The sequence below is a fragment of the Mycobacterium sp. genome (assembly GCF_032162105.1).
Classification (GTDB): domain Bacteria; phylum Actinomycetota; class Actinomycetes; order Mycobacteriales; family Mycobacteriaceae; genus Mycobacterium.
Genome location: NZ_JAVRPS010000340.1, coordinates 1 through 14,430 on the forward strand (window position 1 = coordinate 1; position 14,430 = coordinate 14,430).

15 protein-coding genes are annotated in these 14,430 nt (G+C 67.9%); 8 read left to right on the plus strand and 7 right to left on the minus strand.

What is annotated here, in order from left to right; genetic code table 11:
• From QOC69_RS17345 to QOC69_RS17355, 3 genes are all read left to right on the plus strand, one after another.
• Window positions 1-975: O-acetylhomoserine aminocarboxypropyltransferase/cysteine synthase family protein (locus QOC69_RS17345; RefSeq protein WP_526441735.1), on the plus strand; the 975-nt coding region annotated here is incomplete at its 5' end.
• The gene (gene metX / locus QOC69_RS17350; protein ID WP_526441737.1) at window positions 972-2,102 is read left to right on the plus strand and encodes a homoserine O-acetyltransferase MetX; all 1,131 of its coding nucleotides are present in this window, start codon (window positions 972-974) and stop codon (window positions 2,100-2,102) included. The genes QOC69_RS17345 and metX, both read left to right, overlap by 4 nt.
• Before the next feature lie 11 nt (window positions 2,103-2,113).
• Entirely contained in the window at window positions 2,114-2,836 is a 723-nt protein-coding gene (locus QOC69_RS17355; RefSeq protein WP_526441763.1) for a class I SAM-dependent methyltransferase, read from the plus strand.
• Between the two features lie 27 nt (window positions 2,837-2,863).
• Here QOC69_RS17355 and QOC69_RS17360 read toward each other — a convergent pair whose 3' ends face one another.
• Window positions 2,864-3,997 carry a PucR family transcriptional regulator gene (locus tag QOC69_RS17360; protein ID WP_526441739.1) on the minus strand — a complete coding sequence of 378 codons (1,134 nt, stop codon included), beginning with the start codon at window positions 3,995-3,997 and terminating at the stop codon, window positions 2,864-2,866.
• 106 nt (window positions 3,998-4,103) lie between these two features.
• On the opposite strand from QOC69_RS17360, the gene QOC69_RS17365 reads away from it, so the two are divergent.
• On the plus strand, window positions 4,104-5,456 hold the full coding sequence (locus QOC69_RS17365; protein WP_526441741.1) for an MFS transporter: 1,353 nt from the start codon (window positions 4,104-4,106) through the stop codon (window positions 5,454-5,456).
• Window positions 5,453-6,715, plus strand: a complete 1,263-nt coding sequence (locus QOC69_RS17370) for an NAD(P)/FAD-dependent oxidoreductase (protein WP_526441743.1) — start codon at window positions 5,453-5,455, stop codon at window positions 6,713-6,715. Before QOC69_RS17365 ends, QOC69_RS17370 begins: the two co-directional genes overlap by 4 nt.
• A gap of 7 nt (window positions 6,716-6,722) precedes the next feature.
• Here QOC69_RS17370 and QOC69_RS17375 read toward each other — a convergent pair whose 3' ends face one another.
• From QOC69_RS17375 to QOC69_RS17390, 4 genes are all read right to left on the minus strand, one after another.
• Entirely contained in the window at window positions 6,723-8,243 is a 1,521-nt protein-coding gene (locus QOC69_RS17375; protein WP_526441745.1) for an FAD-dependent oxidoreductase, read from the minus strand.
• Entirely contained in the window at window positions 8,236-8,859 is a 624-nt protein-coding gene (locus tag QOC69_RS17380; protein WP_526441747.1) for a TetR/AcrR family transcriptional regulator, read from the minus strand. Before QOC69_RS17380 ends, QOC69_RS17375 begins: the two co-directional genes overlap by 8 nt.
• Window positions 8,860-9,007: 148 nt before the next feature.
• Window positions 9,008-9,301 carry a DUF3017 domain-containing protein gene (locus QOC69_RS17385; RefSeq protein WP_526441749.1) on the minus strand — a complete coding sequence of 98 codons (294 nt, stop codon included), beginning with the start codon at window positions 9,299-9,301 and terminating at the stop codon, window positions 9,008-9,010.
• Window positions 9,298-10,152 carry a bifunctional methylenetetrahydrofolate dehydrogenase/methenyltetrahydrofolate cyclohydrolase gene (locus QOC69_RS17390; protein WP_526441751.1) on the minus strand — a complete coding sequence of 285 codons (855 nt, stop codon included), beginning with the start codon at window positions 10,150-10,152 and terminating at the stop codon, window positions 9,298-9,300. Before QOC69_RS17390 ends, QOC69_RS17385 begins: the two co-directional genes overlap by 4 nt.
• Before the next feature lie 27 nt (window positions 10,153-10,179).
• On the opposite strand from QOC69_RS17390, the gene QOC69_RS17395 reads away from it, so the two are divergent.
• A complete protein-coding gene (locus QOC69_RS17395) occupies window positions 10,180-11,322 on the plus strand; it encodes an NADH:flavin oxidoreductase (protein ID WP_526441753.1) in 1,143 nt (380 codons plus the stop codon).
• Window position 11,323: 1 nt separating this feature from the next.
• Here QOC69_RS17395 and QOC69_RS17400 read toward each other — a convergent pair whose 3' ends face one another.
• Both QOC69_RS17400 and QOC69_RS17405 read right to left on the minus strand, forming a co-directional pair.
• A complete protein-coding gene (locus tag QOC69_RS17400; protein WP_526441755.1) occupies window positions 11,324-11,818 on the minus strand; it encodes a hypothetical protein in 495 nt (164 codons plus the stop codon).
• A gap of 63 nt (window positions 11,819-11,881) precedes the next feature.
• On the minus strand, window positions 11,882-12,445 hold the full coding sequence (locus QOC69_RS17405; protein ID WP_526441757.1) for a TetR/AcrR family transcriptional regulator: 564 nt from the start codon (window positions 12,443-12,445) through the stop codon (window positions 11,882-11,884).
• 42 nt (window positions 12,446-12,487) lie between these two features.
• Here QOC69_RS17405 and QOC69_RS17410 point away from each other — a divergent pair, with 42 nt between their 5' ends.
• Window positions 12,488-12,883, plus strand: coding sequence for a nuclear transport factor 2 family protein (locus QOC69_RS17410; protein WP_526441759.1), 396 nt, complete (start codon window positions 12,488-12,490; stop codon window positions 12,881-12,883).
• A 51-nt stretch (window positions 12,884-12,934) separates the two neighbouring features.
• Window positions 12,935-14,430, plus strand: a 1,496-nt coding sequence (locus QOC69_RS17415; RefSeq protein ID WP_526441761.1) for an FHA domain-containing protein, incomplete at its 3' end; no start/stop codon positions are given.

Below are 14,430 nucleotides of genomic sequence, written 5' to 3' on the forward strand. Positions count from 1 at the left end.
TACAACCTGTTCCACTACTCGCTGCCCAAGCTCGGGATCGAGGTCAGCTTCGTCGAGGACCCCGACGACCTGGATTCGTGGCGGGCGGCGGTGCGGCCGAACACCAAGGCGTTCTTCGCCGAGACGATCTCCAACCCGCAGATCGACGTCCTCGACGTCCCCGGCGTATCGGCCGTGGCCCACGAGAACGGCGTGCCGCTGATCGTCGACAACACCATCGCGACGCCGTACCTGATCCAGCCGATCGCACTCGGCGCCGACATCGTGGTGCACTCGGCCACCAAGTACCTCGGCGGGCACGGCGCGGCGATCGCCGGCGTGATCGTCGACGGCGGCAACTTCGACTGGGCCAACGGCAAGTTCCCCGGCTTCACCACCCCGGACCCGAGCTATCACGGTGTGGTGTTCGCCGAACTCGGCCCGCCCGCCTTCGCGCTCAAGGCACGTGTCCAGCTGCTGCGCGACTACGGCTCGGCCGCCGCGCCGTTCAACGCCTTCCTCATCGCCCAGGGGCTGGAGACGCTGAGCCTGCGCGTCGAGCGGCACGTCGAGAATGCGCAACGCGTCGCCGAATTCCTCGCAGGACACCCTGACGTGGTGTCGGTCAACTACGCAGGCCTGCCCACCTCGCCGTGGTACGAGTTGGGACGGAAGCTCGCGCCCAAGGGCACCGGTGCCGTACTGGCGTTCGAGCTGGCGGGCGGCATCGATGCGGGCAAGGCATTCGTCAACGCACTCACCCTGCACAGCCATGTCGCCAACATCGGCGACGTGCGTTCGCTGGTGATTCACCCGGCCTCGACGACGCACGCGCAGCTCAGCCCGGAGGAGCAGCTGGCCACCGGGGTCACGCCGGGCCTGGTCCGGCTGGCGGTCGGCATCGAGGGCATCGACGACATCCTCGCCGACCTCGAGCGGGGCTTCGCCGCGGCCAAGCCGTTCTCCGGTGTTCCGCAGACCGCGGTGTCGGTATGACGACGTTGGAAAGCCCTCCCGAGTTCGCCGCGCAGCTGCCCGCTGAAGGCCAGCTGACCGTGGTGAACATCGGGCCGCTGACATTGGAGAACGGCACCGTCCTCGACGACGTGTCCATCGCGGTGCAGCGGTGGGGCGAGCTGTCGCCGAACCGCGACAACGTCGTGGTGGTGCTGCACGCACTGACCGGCGACTCGCACATCACCGGGCCCGCCGGACCGGAGCACCCGACCCCGGGCTGGTGGGACGGCGTGGCCGGGCCTGGGGCACCGATCGACACCGACCGCTGGTGCGCGATCGCCACCAACGTGTTGGGCGGCTGTCGCGGCTCGACCGGGCCGAGCTCGCCCGCACCGGACGGAAAGCCTTGGGGCTCAAGGTTTCCAGCCATCACCGTGCGCGATCAGGTCAACGCCGACATCGCGACGCTTGCGGCGCTTGGCATCACGCAGGTCGCCGCCGTGGTCGGCGGCTCCATGGGTGGCGCACGCGCGTTGGAGTGGACCGTGGGACGCCCCGACACCGTGCGGGCTGCCCTGGTGCTCGCGGTCGGTGCGCGCGCCACCGCCGACCAGATCGGCACGCAGAGCTCTCAGGTGTCGGCGATCAAGTCCGACCCGGACTGGCAGGACGGCGACTACTACGGCACGGGGCGCGAGCCCCACGTGGGGATGGAGATCGCCAGGCGGTTCGCGCACCTGACCTACCGGGGCGAGACCGAACTCGACGACCGGTTCGGCAACGACGCCCAGGGCGACGAGAACCCGACGGACGGCGGCCGCTACGCGGTGCAGAGCTACCTGGAGCATCAGGGCGGCAAGCTGGCGGCGCGGTTCGACGCAGGTACCTACGTCGCGTTGACGGACGCCTTGAGCAGCCACGACGTGGGCCGCGGGCGCGGCGGAGTGGCCGGGGCGCTTGGCAGTTGTCGAGTGCCGGTGGTGGTCGGCGGCATCACGTCCGACCGGCTCTACCCGCTGCGGCTGCAGAAGGAGCTGGCCGAACTCCTGCCGGGCTGTACCGGCCTGAACGTGGTCGATTCGATCTACGGCCACGACGGGTTCCTGATCGAGACCGACGCGGTCGGCGAGCTCATCCGGCTGACCCTGGAGCTGGCGTCACGGTGACCTCCGATCAGATCAGACAGCGGCGTTCCCTGTCGTTCGGCCTGGAAGCGGCGGCGTACGAACGCGGCAGGCCGTCGTATCCGCCCGAAGCCATCGACTGGCTGCTGTCGTGCGGTGCGCGCGACGTGCTCGACCTCGGCGCGGGCACCGGGAAGCTGACCATCCGGCTCGTCGAACGCGGGCTGGACGTGGTGGCGGTGGACCCCATCCCCGAGATGCTCGAGTTGCTCAGCGCCTCGTTGCCCGATACCCCGGCGCTGCTCGGCACGGCCGAGGACATTCCGTTGCCGGACAACAGCGTCGACTCGGTGTTGGTCGCGCAGGCCTGGCATTGGTTCGATCTCGAGCGTGCGGTCAAGGAGGTGGCCAGGGTGCTTCGCCCGGGTGGCCGGCTCGGGCTGATATGGAACACCCGCGACGAGCGCCTCGGCTGGGTCAAGGATCTCGGTCGCATCGTCGGCCACGAGAATGACCCGTTCAACCACGAGGTGACGCTGCCCGAGCCATTCGCGGGCGTCGAGCGTCAGCAGTTCGAGTGGACCAGCTACCTGACTCCGCAGGCGCTCATCGACCTCGTCGCGTCGCGCAGTTACTGCATCACCTCGCCGACCGAGGTAAGGACCCGCACGCTCGACGAGGTACGCGAACTGCTGGCCACGCATCCCGCGCTGGTCAACACCACCGGCCTTGCGCTGCCGTACGTGACGGTTGGCATCCGGGCCACGTTGGCCTGACCGTACCGAGTGCGCGCTTTCAGGCGCCTAACCGATGAGGCACGCGAGGTAGAGCGCGATGGCCACGCCGGGTTCGCGCACGTCGCGTGCCGTCGTTCTGGCGATCTTGTCGAGGCGATAGATCACGGTGTTGCGGTGGATCGAGAGTCGCTGTGCGGTCGCGACGAGGTTGAAACCGCTTTCGCACCAGGCGACGAGGGTGTCACACAGGCCGTCGAAGTCGTTCTCGCGGGACAGCCGTGCCAATTGTGACGACGTGAATCGCGCTCTCGCCCGACCGCTCGCCGAGCTCAGCAGTTGGCGCACACGCAAGTTCGCGATCTCGTGGACTTCGATACCCGTTCCCCCACCGTCGGGGCCGAGCCGCAGCGCCGCCGTGGCGTCGGCGCAGGAGGCCGCCAGGGCAGCGACGTCAGAGCCCGTTTCGCCGATGCCGACGTGCGCGACGATTCCGTGGCGGTCCCGCAGAAGTTCGGCGGCGCGACGTGCGCGCTCCCGCACGTGTTCTGCGTCGTCGGGTGAAAGATGGTGCAGCACAACGTATCGTCCGGCCGCGAGCTCGGCGACGACATCGGTGCGTGCACCGAAGATCTCGCCGAGGAGGCGCACCGACGACGGTTGGCTGTGGGGGCCGGGCTGCACCTCGAAGAGGAGCGCGACGCGCGGTTGAGTCAAGTCATAGCCGAGTTCCACACCACTCGCGCGGATGATCTGCTCGTCGACGAGTCCCGGATCGAAAAGGGTGATGTCCCGGACTAGCTGCGTCAGCCGGTTCTCGCGCAGCAACCGGGTCCGCTGAAACAGCGACTCGCGCAACAGAATCTCGGTCTGTCGTTGGACGAGCCTGCCAAGCCGGACGACCCGCACGGGTGATCCCGTGATGCCGACCGTTCCGATCACGGCACCGTCGAGCACGATCGGCATCGTGATGCCGGGCAGCACGCCGCTGAGGGCGGCCGCCTCCTCGGTGTTGTGGCTCGCGGCGTCCCCGCTCTGTAGAACGGACACCGACGCCTCGTGGATCGAGCCGACCCGAGAGACGTCACCGCTCCCGATCACCCTCGCGTTCTCGTCGGTGATCAGGACGTTGTGGCCGAGGATGCGAGTCGTCTCGTCCGCGATCTCACCCGCAAGTTCAGGCGTGAGTACGGGTTGATCCATGCGATTACTCTAGTACGCTTCATCTAGTTTATGGCATTGCTTCTTGTGTATATTCATACTGAACATACAGTGACCTACGGCACACTCGTTACTATGGTTATGCCGCATGACAGAAACGAAAGCATCGTCCCTGGAGCACGCCCCGGCGTCGCGGACCCAGTGGTTGATCACCCTCTACGCGGGTGGCGGCGAGTTCTGCGACGGCTACATCCTCAGCATCATCGGCGTCGCGCTCCCCCTGCTGACCGTGTCCTTCTCACTGAGCCCCGTCGGCGCAGGCCTCCTCGGTGCGGCCTCGTTGGTCGGCATGTTCTTCGGCGGCATGATCTTCGGCGCAGTGACCGACAAGTTCGGCCGCCAGAAGATCTACCTGGCCGACCTCGCGTGCTTCGTCCTCTTGTCGGCGCTGCAATTCTTCGCCACCGAGCCGTGGCAGCTGATCGTGCTGCGCACTTTGATGGGCGTCGCGATCGGCGCCGACTTCGCGATCGCGGCCACCATCGCCTCGGAGTTCGCGCCGCAGAAATCCCGCGGCCTGCTACTGGTCATGCTCGTCACGATGTTCTCGGTCGGAGCCGCCGTCGCCTACGCGGTCGGATGGTGGATGCTGCGCTTCGGACCCGACGCCTGGCGCTGGATGCTCGCCAGCAGTGCGATCCCGGCGATCATCATCCTGTTCATGCGCTTCGGTACGCCTGAATCGCCGCGCTGGCTGTTGAGCAAGGGGCGGGCCGACGAAGCGGACGCCGTGCTGAAGAAGATGTTCGGACCTGACGCGTCGATCGCCGACATCGCCGAACCCGAAGACACCCCAACGGGATACCGGACGATCTTCCAGGGCGACTACCGCAGGCGGACGATCTTCATCGCACTGTTCTGGGCATGCCAGCTGTTGCCGATCTACGCGATCGCCACCTACGAGCCCACTATTCTCGAGTCCTTCGGGCTGGCCGAAGGCAGCAGCGCCTACCTCGGCGCCGTGCTGATCCAGATCTTCTACGTCGTCGGATCGCTGTCGGGCATCCTGTTCATCAACCGGGGACGACGCAAGCTGCTGCTCTGGAGCTTCGCCATCTCCGCACTGCCGTTGCTCGGACTCGCCGTGCTGGCACAACCGCCGATCTGGCTCGTGCTCCTGTTGTTCGCCGTGTTCGGCGTCGCGATGTACTCGGGCCAGTGCCTCGAAGCGATCTACCCCTCCGAGCTGTTCCCCACCGGCGTTCGCGCCACCGCCAACGGATTCGCCACCGGGGCAAGCAGAATCGGCGCAGCGATCGGCGTCTACGGCGCGCCGCATCTACTCGACTACTCGGTGCAGCTGGCCATGCTCGTCGGCGCGGGCGTCTGCGGCCTCGGCTGGCTGGTGACGGTGACGATGGCACCCGAGACCAAGGGCAAGCTGCTGACCGAATCCAGTGCGGTCACCCGACCCGCACGTGGCCTCGAGGTGCCGGCGTGAGGATCGCCGTCCTCGGTGCCGGAATCGTCGGCGTCGCCTCGGCGCACGCCCTGGCCGAACGGGGCCACGAGGTACACGTCTACGACCGCAGAAGCGACGTCGCGTCCGGCACCAGTGCCAGCACGGCCGGCCTGATCGCCCCAGGACATTCGTACGCGTGGGCGTCACCGAAAGCGCCTGCGATGCTGGTGAAGTCGTTGCTTGGTGAGGCGACGTCCATCCGGGTTCGCCCTCGAGCCGACGCCGACCTGGTGCGGTGGGGACTTCGGTTCATCCGGGAGTGCACACCGTCGAGGTCGCGGACCAACACGTTGGCGAAACTGCGGCTCGCCCGCTACAGCCAGCAGTTGATGGACGTGCTCGCCGCCCGTGAAGACCTGCAGTACTGGCAGACCCACAGTGGGGTGCTGTACCTGTTCCACGACGAGGCGGATCTCCGAGTCGCCGAGCACAATTCACGGTTACTGCAGGACCACGGCCGGCGTCAGCACGTTCTCGACCACGACGCGACCGTCGCACTCGAGCCCGCACTGGGCCACAGCCGTATCCGGTTCGCCGGCGCGATTCACGACACGTCCGACGGCACCGGCGACCCGCAACGGTTCGCCGTCGGCCTATCGGCCGTATGCCGCAGGCTCGGGGTGACGTTCCATCTCGGAACGTCAGTCACCCGGCTCGACACCGACGGCTCGTCGATCACGCGGATCACTAGCTCCGAGGGCATCATTGGGGCCGACGCCGTCGTGCTGGCCGCGGGTGCGGCAAGTCCGCTACTCACCCGCACGATGGGCCTTCGCATACCGGTGTACCCGGCGAAGGGCTACACCCTCACCGCGACGATCAAGGATCCAGATCGTGCACCACGAGTCGGCGGCATCGACGAGCGCACGCTGGTCGCATGGTCGCGATTCGGCGGCGAGCTCAGGATGTCGGCGACCGCCGAATTCGTCGGGTACGACCGCAGCAGCACTCCGGCCGACTACGCGGGCATCATCGAAGCGGGCAACCAATTGTTCCCCGGTGCCATCGACTGGGACACGGCGAGATACCGCACCGGCCTTCGTCCGATGACGCCGGACGGACCGCCATTGATCGGGCTCGGCCGGCACGACAACCTGTACTTCAACACCGGGCACGGTCACGTCGGATGGACCATGGCCTGCGGCTCGGCACGCATCCTTGCCGACCTGATCGACGAGCGCCGACCGGACATCGACCCGACGCCGTACTCGCCGATCGCTCAGAACAGGCACCGCTGAGATCGCATCAAGCGGCCGGTCCGAACCACCGCTCCAGCGCCGAACGCAGGCGTTGCACGTCGGCCGCCTCGACGGCGTCCGCCGCCCATGCCACGTAGCCGTCGGGCCGAATGAGCATGCCGCCGTACCGCTCGTCGGCCATCGCACCGGTGACCAGATCGACACGGTCGGCCCAGCCGGCGCCCGTCGGTGTGAGCGCACCTCCGGACAGGTCGAGAAGCACGGGTCGCGCCGCGTACAGCAATTCGGCGACGCGGCGACCGTCGTCCAATTCGAGATCGGGCACCAGCAGGCCGGACAGCGGGTGTCCGTCGCCGACCTCATAGCGCACGTCGGAGCCGGCCAGCAGGTGGGCCATGTGCGCCGCGACACCTGGCTGCGTCATCAGTTCACCGAAAAGCGTTCTCAGAGCCCCGACTTCGGGACCCGGCGCCATCAGAGCGGTCTGCGACAGCGATTGCATCATCACCCGCTCCCCCACCGGCCTACGCTCGGAATCGTAGGTGTCGAGCAGTCCGTCTGGCGCCGACCCGTTCACCTGAGCTGCCAGCTTCCAGCCCAGGTTGACGGCGTCCTGCATGCCGAGATTGAGACCAGGCCCACCCATCGCCGAGTGGACGTGCGCCGCGTCGCCGAGCAGCAGGACGTTGCCCGCCCGGTAGCTCTCGGCCTGCCTGCTGTTCTGCCCATCGACCCGGCGCAGCGCATGCGGGCCCGGCCCGCGCGGGGCCTCCACCGGAACGTCCACACCCAGCACGCGGCTGGCGCTCTCCCGCACTTCGTCGAGGGTCACCGGTGTCTCGTCCAGGCCCGGCTGGCGCCCGAACTCGATGGTCCCGAGCATCTGTCGGTCGGGCTGGAACGGGACAAAGATGAAGCCGCCACGCTCCAGCCTGGTATGTCCGAACCGCAACGGGCCGAAACCGGGAACCGCGTAACCGCCGTCCTCGGTGCGCAGTTCGTCGGGCATGTGTACGTGCGCGATTCGGGCGACCGTGTCCGAGGTGCTTCCCGGGAAGTCGATTCCGACGGACTTGCGGACCAGGCTGCGTCCGCCATCGGCGCCGACCAGATACGTGGCGTCGAGGTCGTAGCTGCGTTCGGGCGAGGCCACCGCGACGGCAACGCGACCCGGCGTCGACACCAGGCCGGTGAGTTCGTGACCCCACCGGACGTCGACCCCCAGATCGCGGGCACGTTTCTCCAGCAGCCGCACGAACCGGGGCTGTTGGATGAACAGCGCACGCATCGGGTTGTCCTCGAGGCCAACGAGGTTCACCGACAGGCCGGCGAACATCCATTCGTACATCGGCTGCGGCGGGCCATCGGCACCGCTGAACCGCTGGTAGAGGCCGCGCATGTCCAATTGCCGGATCACCTGTCCGACAAGGCCGTTGGCCTTCGGCTCGTCGCTCGGCCCGGGTAGCCTGTCGAGGACGACGGGCCGGACCCCGGCCAGCGCCAGCTCGCAGGCCAGCATCAGTCCGTTCGGTCCGGCTCCTGCGATGACGACGTCGATTTCATCCATGGATCTTCCTCGCGGCTCGGGCTGTCGGTTCGGGCAGGCCGACGACCACGGCGGCGAAGCCGTCCTTCAGAAAGGTGGTCACGGGCCGCGGCGGATCGGCCACGGTATAGGCGTCGATCGCGGCCTCGCCGACAGCACGCATCACCCCGGCCACCAAGCGCGGGTACATGTCTCGTTCCGGGTCGGTACCGGTGCGCTCGGCGATCGCCGCCACCCAGTCCGCGAACAGCTTCTTGGAGATGGTGACCCGCATCTCCGGTGCCAGCACCACCTTGCGGATCTCGGCGAGTTGCCCGTGGGTCGGCAGAACTCCGACGGCGCCCTCGGCTGCCAACGGCTCGAGGATTGCCTCGGTGATGGCCGTCCACAGCGGCTCGTCGGCGGGTCGCTCGCGAAAAGCCGAGAGGCTGCGCTCCATCCGCTGGATCTGGCGGTAGGCCACGGCCTCGTACTTGTTGCCGAAGTAGTTGTTGAACGTGCGCAGCGATACGTCGGCGCGCGCGGCGATCTCGTCGCGGGTGACGTTCTCCAGCCCGCGCTCGAAGGCGAGCTGCATTGCCGCGTCGCTGAGCGCTCTGCGCGTGTCGACCTTCTTCCGCTCGCGTAGTCCGGTCATGTTTCCACCATAGGGCAATTCTTGCATAGTAGGCAAGATTACTCGGTGGGCAGTTTTCTGGGGATTTTCTGAGCGCCGACGGTGCGGTTGTTTGCGGGGTCACTCGCGTTTCGCGTGCAACAACCGTCCGTTCGCGGGGTGAGAAGAACTAGCTGGTGCCCAGCGGGTCGATGGTCCACGCGATGTAGAACATGGCCGCACTGACCGCGGCGGTGGTCGCGAAGTCGATGGCCCTGCTACGCACCACCAGCAGCCCGGCCCGGTCCTCGGAGAGCGTCAGCCGCATCACGGCCGCGACTCCGACGCCGATCGCCAGCACCAGCGCCCCGCGGCGCCAGTAGCCGGCGACCACCAGCCCGAACGCCGCCAGGAGAAACAGCCCAACCGTCAGGATCGGCCACTGGCCCGCGAACACCTTGCGCGCGAAATCCCTTGGTGTCAACCGACTTTCGCCTCATCCAGCTCGACGACGTTCGTCAGCAGGAAGGCGCGGGTCAACGGCCCGACGCCTCCCGGGTTCGGTGACACGTGGCCCGCGACGTCCCAGACGTCCGGATGCACGTCACCGACCAACTTGCCCGCGTCGTCGCGGCTCACCCCGACGTCCACCACCGCCGCACCGGGCTTGACCATCTCCGCCGTCACGATGTGCGGCACGCCTGCCGCGGCGATGATGATGTCGGCCTGCCGGGTGAGGGCCGCCAGATCGCGAGTCCCGGTGTGGCACAACGTCACCGTGGCGTTCTCGGAGCGGCGGGTGAGCAGCAGGCCCATCGGCCGCCCGACCGTCACGCCGCGCCCGATCACCACGACGTGCGCACCGGCGATGGGCACCTCGAACCGGCGCAGCAGGTGCACGATGCCGCGCGGCGTACACGGCAAGGGTGCGGGCTCGTTGAGCACCAGCCTGCCGAGGTTGGTCGGGTGCAGGCCGTCGGCGTCCTTGGCCGGGTCGATGCGTTCCAGCGCGGCGTTCTCGTCGAGATGCCTGGGCAGCGGCAACTGCACGATGTAGCCGGTGCATTCCGGGTTGGCGTTCAGCTCGTCGATCGTCGCGTCGAGCGTGGCCTGGTCGATGTCGGCGGGCAGGTCGCGGCGGATCGAGTTGATGCCGACCTTCGCGCAGTCGGCGTGCTTGCCCCGCACGTATGCCTGGGAACCCGGATCGTCGCCGACCAGCACCGTGCCAAGGCCGGGCGTCCGGCCTGCCGCGCTCAGTGCCGCGACTCGCTCCTTGAGGTCGACGAAGATCTCGTCGCGCGTGGCCTTGCCGTCCAGAGTGATCGCTCCCACGGCAGCCATTGTGGCAGGCTCACCGATATGAACACTCCGCCCAATGTGTTCACCCCGGCCAAGCTCGGCCCGGTGACGCTGCGCAACCGCATCATCAAGTCCGCCACGTTCGAGGCGGCCAGCCCGAACTCGCTGGTCACCGAGGATCTGATCGAGTTCCACCGCCTGCCCGCTGCGGGCGGGGTGGGCATGACCACGGTCGCCTACCTGGCGGTGACCCCTGGCGGCCGCACGCAGGGCCCCGTGATCTGGTGGCGCCCCGAGGCCATCCCCGGGCTGTGCACCCTGACCGAAGCCATCCATGCGGAGGGCGCGGCCGTCAGCGCACAGATCGCACATGCCGGTCCAGTCGCCGATGCCCGGTCCAACAACGCAGAAGCGCTGGCGCCGATGACGAGCAAGTACGCGAGGGCTGCCAATCGCGACGACATCGCCGACGTCGTTGCGGCGCATGCCACCGCGGCCCGCTTCGCGATCGATGCGGGGTTCGACGCCGTCGAGATCCACCTCGGCCATGGCTACTTCGTCAGCTCCTTCCTGAGCCCGCTGATCAACAAGCGCGACGACGAGTTCGGTGGCTCGTTGCAGAACCGCGCCAAGGTGGCACGCAGCGTGGTCGAAGCGGTGCGCCGCGCCGTCGACGACGCCGGAGCGGGCAAGATCGCGGTGACCGCGAAGCTCAACATGGCCGACGGAGTGGACGGCGGGATCACCGTCGAGGAGTCACTTCAGACGGCGAGGTGGCTGCAGGACGATGGCTGCCTGGACGCGATCGAACTCACCGCGGGAAGTTCGTTGGTGAACCCGATGTACACGTTCCGAGGCGGCGCGCCGGGCAAGGATGTCCCCGCCCTTGCCAAGGTCGTGCGCGAATACCCGTACTACGACGCATACCTGCTGAGCGATGCCCGCCTGTTCCGTGCCGAACTCACGATGCCGCTGATCCTGTTGGGCGGCATCACCAATCGCGAGACCATGGACCTCGCGATGGCCGAGGGATTCGACTTCATCGCGATGGGCCGCGCGCTACTCGCCGAACCCGATCTGTTGAACCGCATCGAGGCGGACGGCGACGCGCACACCGTGGCGTCGGTCTGCACGCACACCAATGACTGCATGGTCACCATCTACAGCCATACCCACTGCGTGTTGACCGGCTCGCCGAACTGAACTACCGGCCTGGTATCTGCTGCGACACGGCGGCCACGCTGGGGGTGCGGTAGTCCTTGAACTCGACCATCGCCTCGTCGCGAATGATCCGGATGCCCGACGTGAGAAGGAGCTTGCGCTCGGACACGGTGTAGATGACCTGTTCGGTGCGCGCGCCGAAGCAACCGTTGGCCTGTGCCGTGGCCGGCAGCCTCAGCATCGCCTGGTCGGACAGGCGCACGCCCCGGTACTCGTAGCCTCCCCGCCCATCGGCGCAGATCGCGATCAACGACAGCTTCGTGCGGCCGATCACGACGGCCGTCTGCTGCGGGTCGCAGCGCGCCGGGGAGTTCACGAAGCCTCGGGCATCGGCGTCGGCGAGGGGCTTTGCGGCGGCGGACGGCAAAGTAGCACCCGTAGCCATGATGGCGCATGACACGCACCCGAAGATCAGTGCCGCAACCATTCCGCGCAGCCCGCAGCGGCGTCGTTGCGCCTCGCCGGTCATCCTCGCCATGCCACTACGAGACCATGTATTGCCTGAATACCGATGGATCTCGGCCGTACAAGTACCGAATCGTTAGCCGCCCGAGATCAAGGCCCGCACGCAATCTTCCACGATCGCGTCCGCCGTCTCCGGAATCCTTTGCCCCGCAACGAGGTGCCGACGCACGACGGCGTAGGGTACGTCGACGAGCGCCGCGCTCAGTCGGTCCGGGTCGGCGTCCAGTCCGGCCAGAAGTCGATTCAGGGTGCGATGCAGACGATTGCGCCGCGCCGTGACGGATTCCGGCCATGCCGAGCGGTCCAGCGCGTCGGCCCCGACGAGCAACACCTGCGCCTCGACCGGATGGTCACGGCACCATTGGACCGCGAACCGCGCGGCCGCCACGCACCGCGCGGTCGGGTCACCCGGCGAGGCGAGGGCGTCGGCGAACCCGCCCTGGAACCGTTCCTCGGTACGCATCCACAGCTCGCCGCACAACGCCGCCCGCGTCGGAAAGCGGTGGTACACCGAGCCGCTCGGCGCACCGACCGCTCTCGCCACCGCCGACATCGTGACCGCGGCAGGGCCGCCGCCAGCCAGCAGAGCAGCGGCGGCGTCGAGCAGTTCGTCGGCAGAGTAGCGCGCGGGTCTGGCCACCAGGTAATAATAGAGAGGTATCTCTAAAAAGGAGGCAGCGACATGCCCACAGCCAACTCAGTCGCCCACCGGCTCTACGACGCACTCGCCGAAACCGACCCAACAGCCCTGCTGACGCTGCTGTCCGACGACTTCGAAGGCACCGTCAGCGCCGGCATGCCGCACGGGGTCGGCGGCGTGCACCACGGTCCGAACGAGATGCTCGGCGTGTGGGGCACGATCGACGGGCTCTACGACATGCGCGTCGAACCAACCGATTACCTCGAGATCGATGAGCACCGCGTCGTGGTCATCGGCCGCTATCGCGGGCCCGCACGCGACGGCAACTCCGCGGTCGACGCGGCATTCGCCCACGTCATCACCACCCGTGGCGATCGCATCGCTGCGCTGCAACAGATCACCGACACCGCCCGCTGGAGCATCACACCGACGCAGTAAGCGCACGGACCGCCATCACACCCGGCACGGGTACCGATAGAGTTGCATCCGATGACGCGACCAGCCCCACCCGCGCTGACCGTTAGGTACGACGGGTCGTCACGCACCTTTGCGGCAGGCAACGACGTGGTGATCGGCCGTGACTTGCGCGCCGACGTCCGCGTTGCCCATCCCCTGATCTCACGCGCGCACATAATCCTGCGCTTCGAGGCGGGCCGCTGGATTGCGATCGACAACGGCAGCCTCAACGGACTGTTCGTCAACGGCCACCGGGTTCCGGTGGTCGACATCACCGACGGACTCAGCATCAACATCGGCAATCCCGACGGTCCCCAGCTGACCTTCGAGGTGGGTCGCCACCAGGGAGCGGTGGGGACACCACCGCAGACCACCTCGGTGCCGGTGGCCAACCGGGCGAGCAGTTCCTGGCCCGCCCAGCCGCCGGCGGCCGGGCGACCATCCATGCCGTCGCCGGGTGCGTCGCGCTCACAATCGGTGTACCCGCCGGGTCAGCAGCCGCGCTATCCGTCGGGCCCGACGCCGTCGTATCCCAGCAGCCCGCAGCCGTCCTATCCCGGTGCGACGCAGTCATACCCGGGCGCGCCCCCACAGAGCTACCCGACGCCACCCCCGTCGCAACAGTCCGCGAGCTATCCGGCCGCCACCACGATGGGGCCGACGGCGCAGCCGCGCCAGCAGAGCGAGGGCAACCTCGCCACCAGCATGCTCAAGATCCTGCGGCCGGGCAAAGCTGCGGATACGCCAGCGGGGTCCATCAAGATCGGCCGCGCCACCGACAACGACATCGTCATCCCCGACGTGCTGGCCTCACGCCACCACGCGACCCTGGTGCCGACGCCAAGCGGCACCGAGATCGTGGACAACCGCAGCATCAACGGCACGTTCGTCAACGGCGCCCGGATCGAATCGGCCATGCTGCGCGACGGCGACGTGGTCACGATCGGCAACGTTGACCTCGTCTTCGCCGGGGGCACGCTGGCCCGCCGGAGCGAGACCGAGGCGGCGACGCGCACCGGTGGCCTCGAAGTGCACGGCGTCACCTGGACGATCGAGAACAACAAGACGCTGCTCGACAACATCTCGCTGACCGCGCGGCCGGGCACGTTGACGGCCGTCATCGGACCGTCGGGTGCCGGTAAGTCGACGTTCGCGCGACTGGTGGCCGGTTACACCCACCCGACGAGCGGCACGGTCAGCTTCGAAGGCCACAACATCCACGCCGAATACGCCTCCCTGCGAAGCAGAATCGGCATGGTCCCGCAGGACGACGTGGTGCACGGCCAGCTGACCGTCAGGCAGGCCCTGATGTACGCCGCGGAGCTGCGGCTGCCGCCGGACACGACGAAGGCCGACCGCGAGCAGGTCGTGATGCAGGTGCTCGAAGAGCTCGAGATGACCCAGCACCTCGAGACGCGGGTGGACAAGCTGTCCGGCGGGCAGCGCAAGCGCGCGTCGGTGGCACTCGAACTGCTGACCGGGCCGTCGTTGCTGATCCTCGACGAGCCGACCTCCGGCCTGGATCCCGC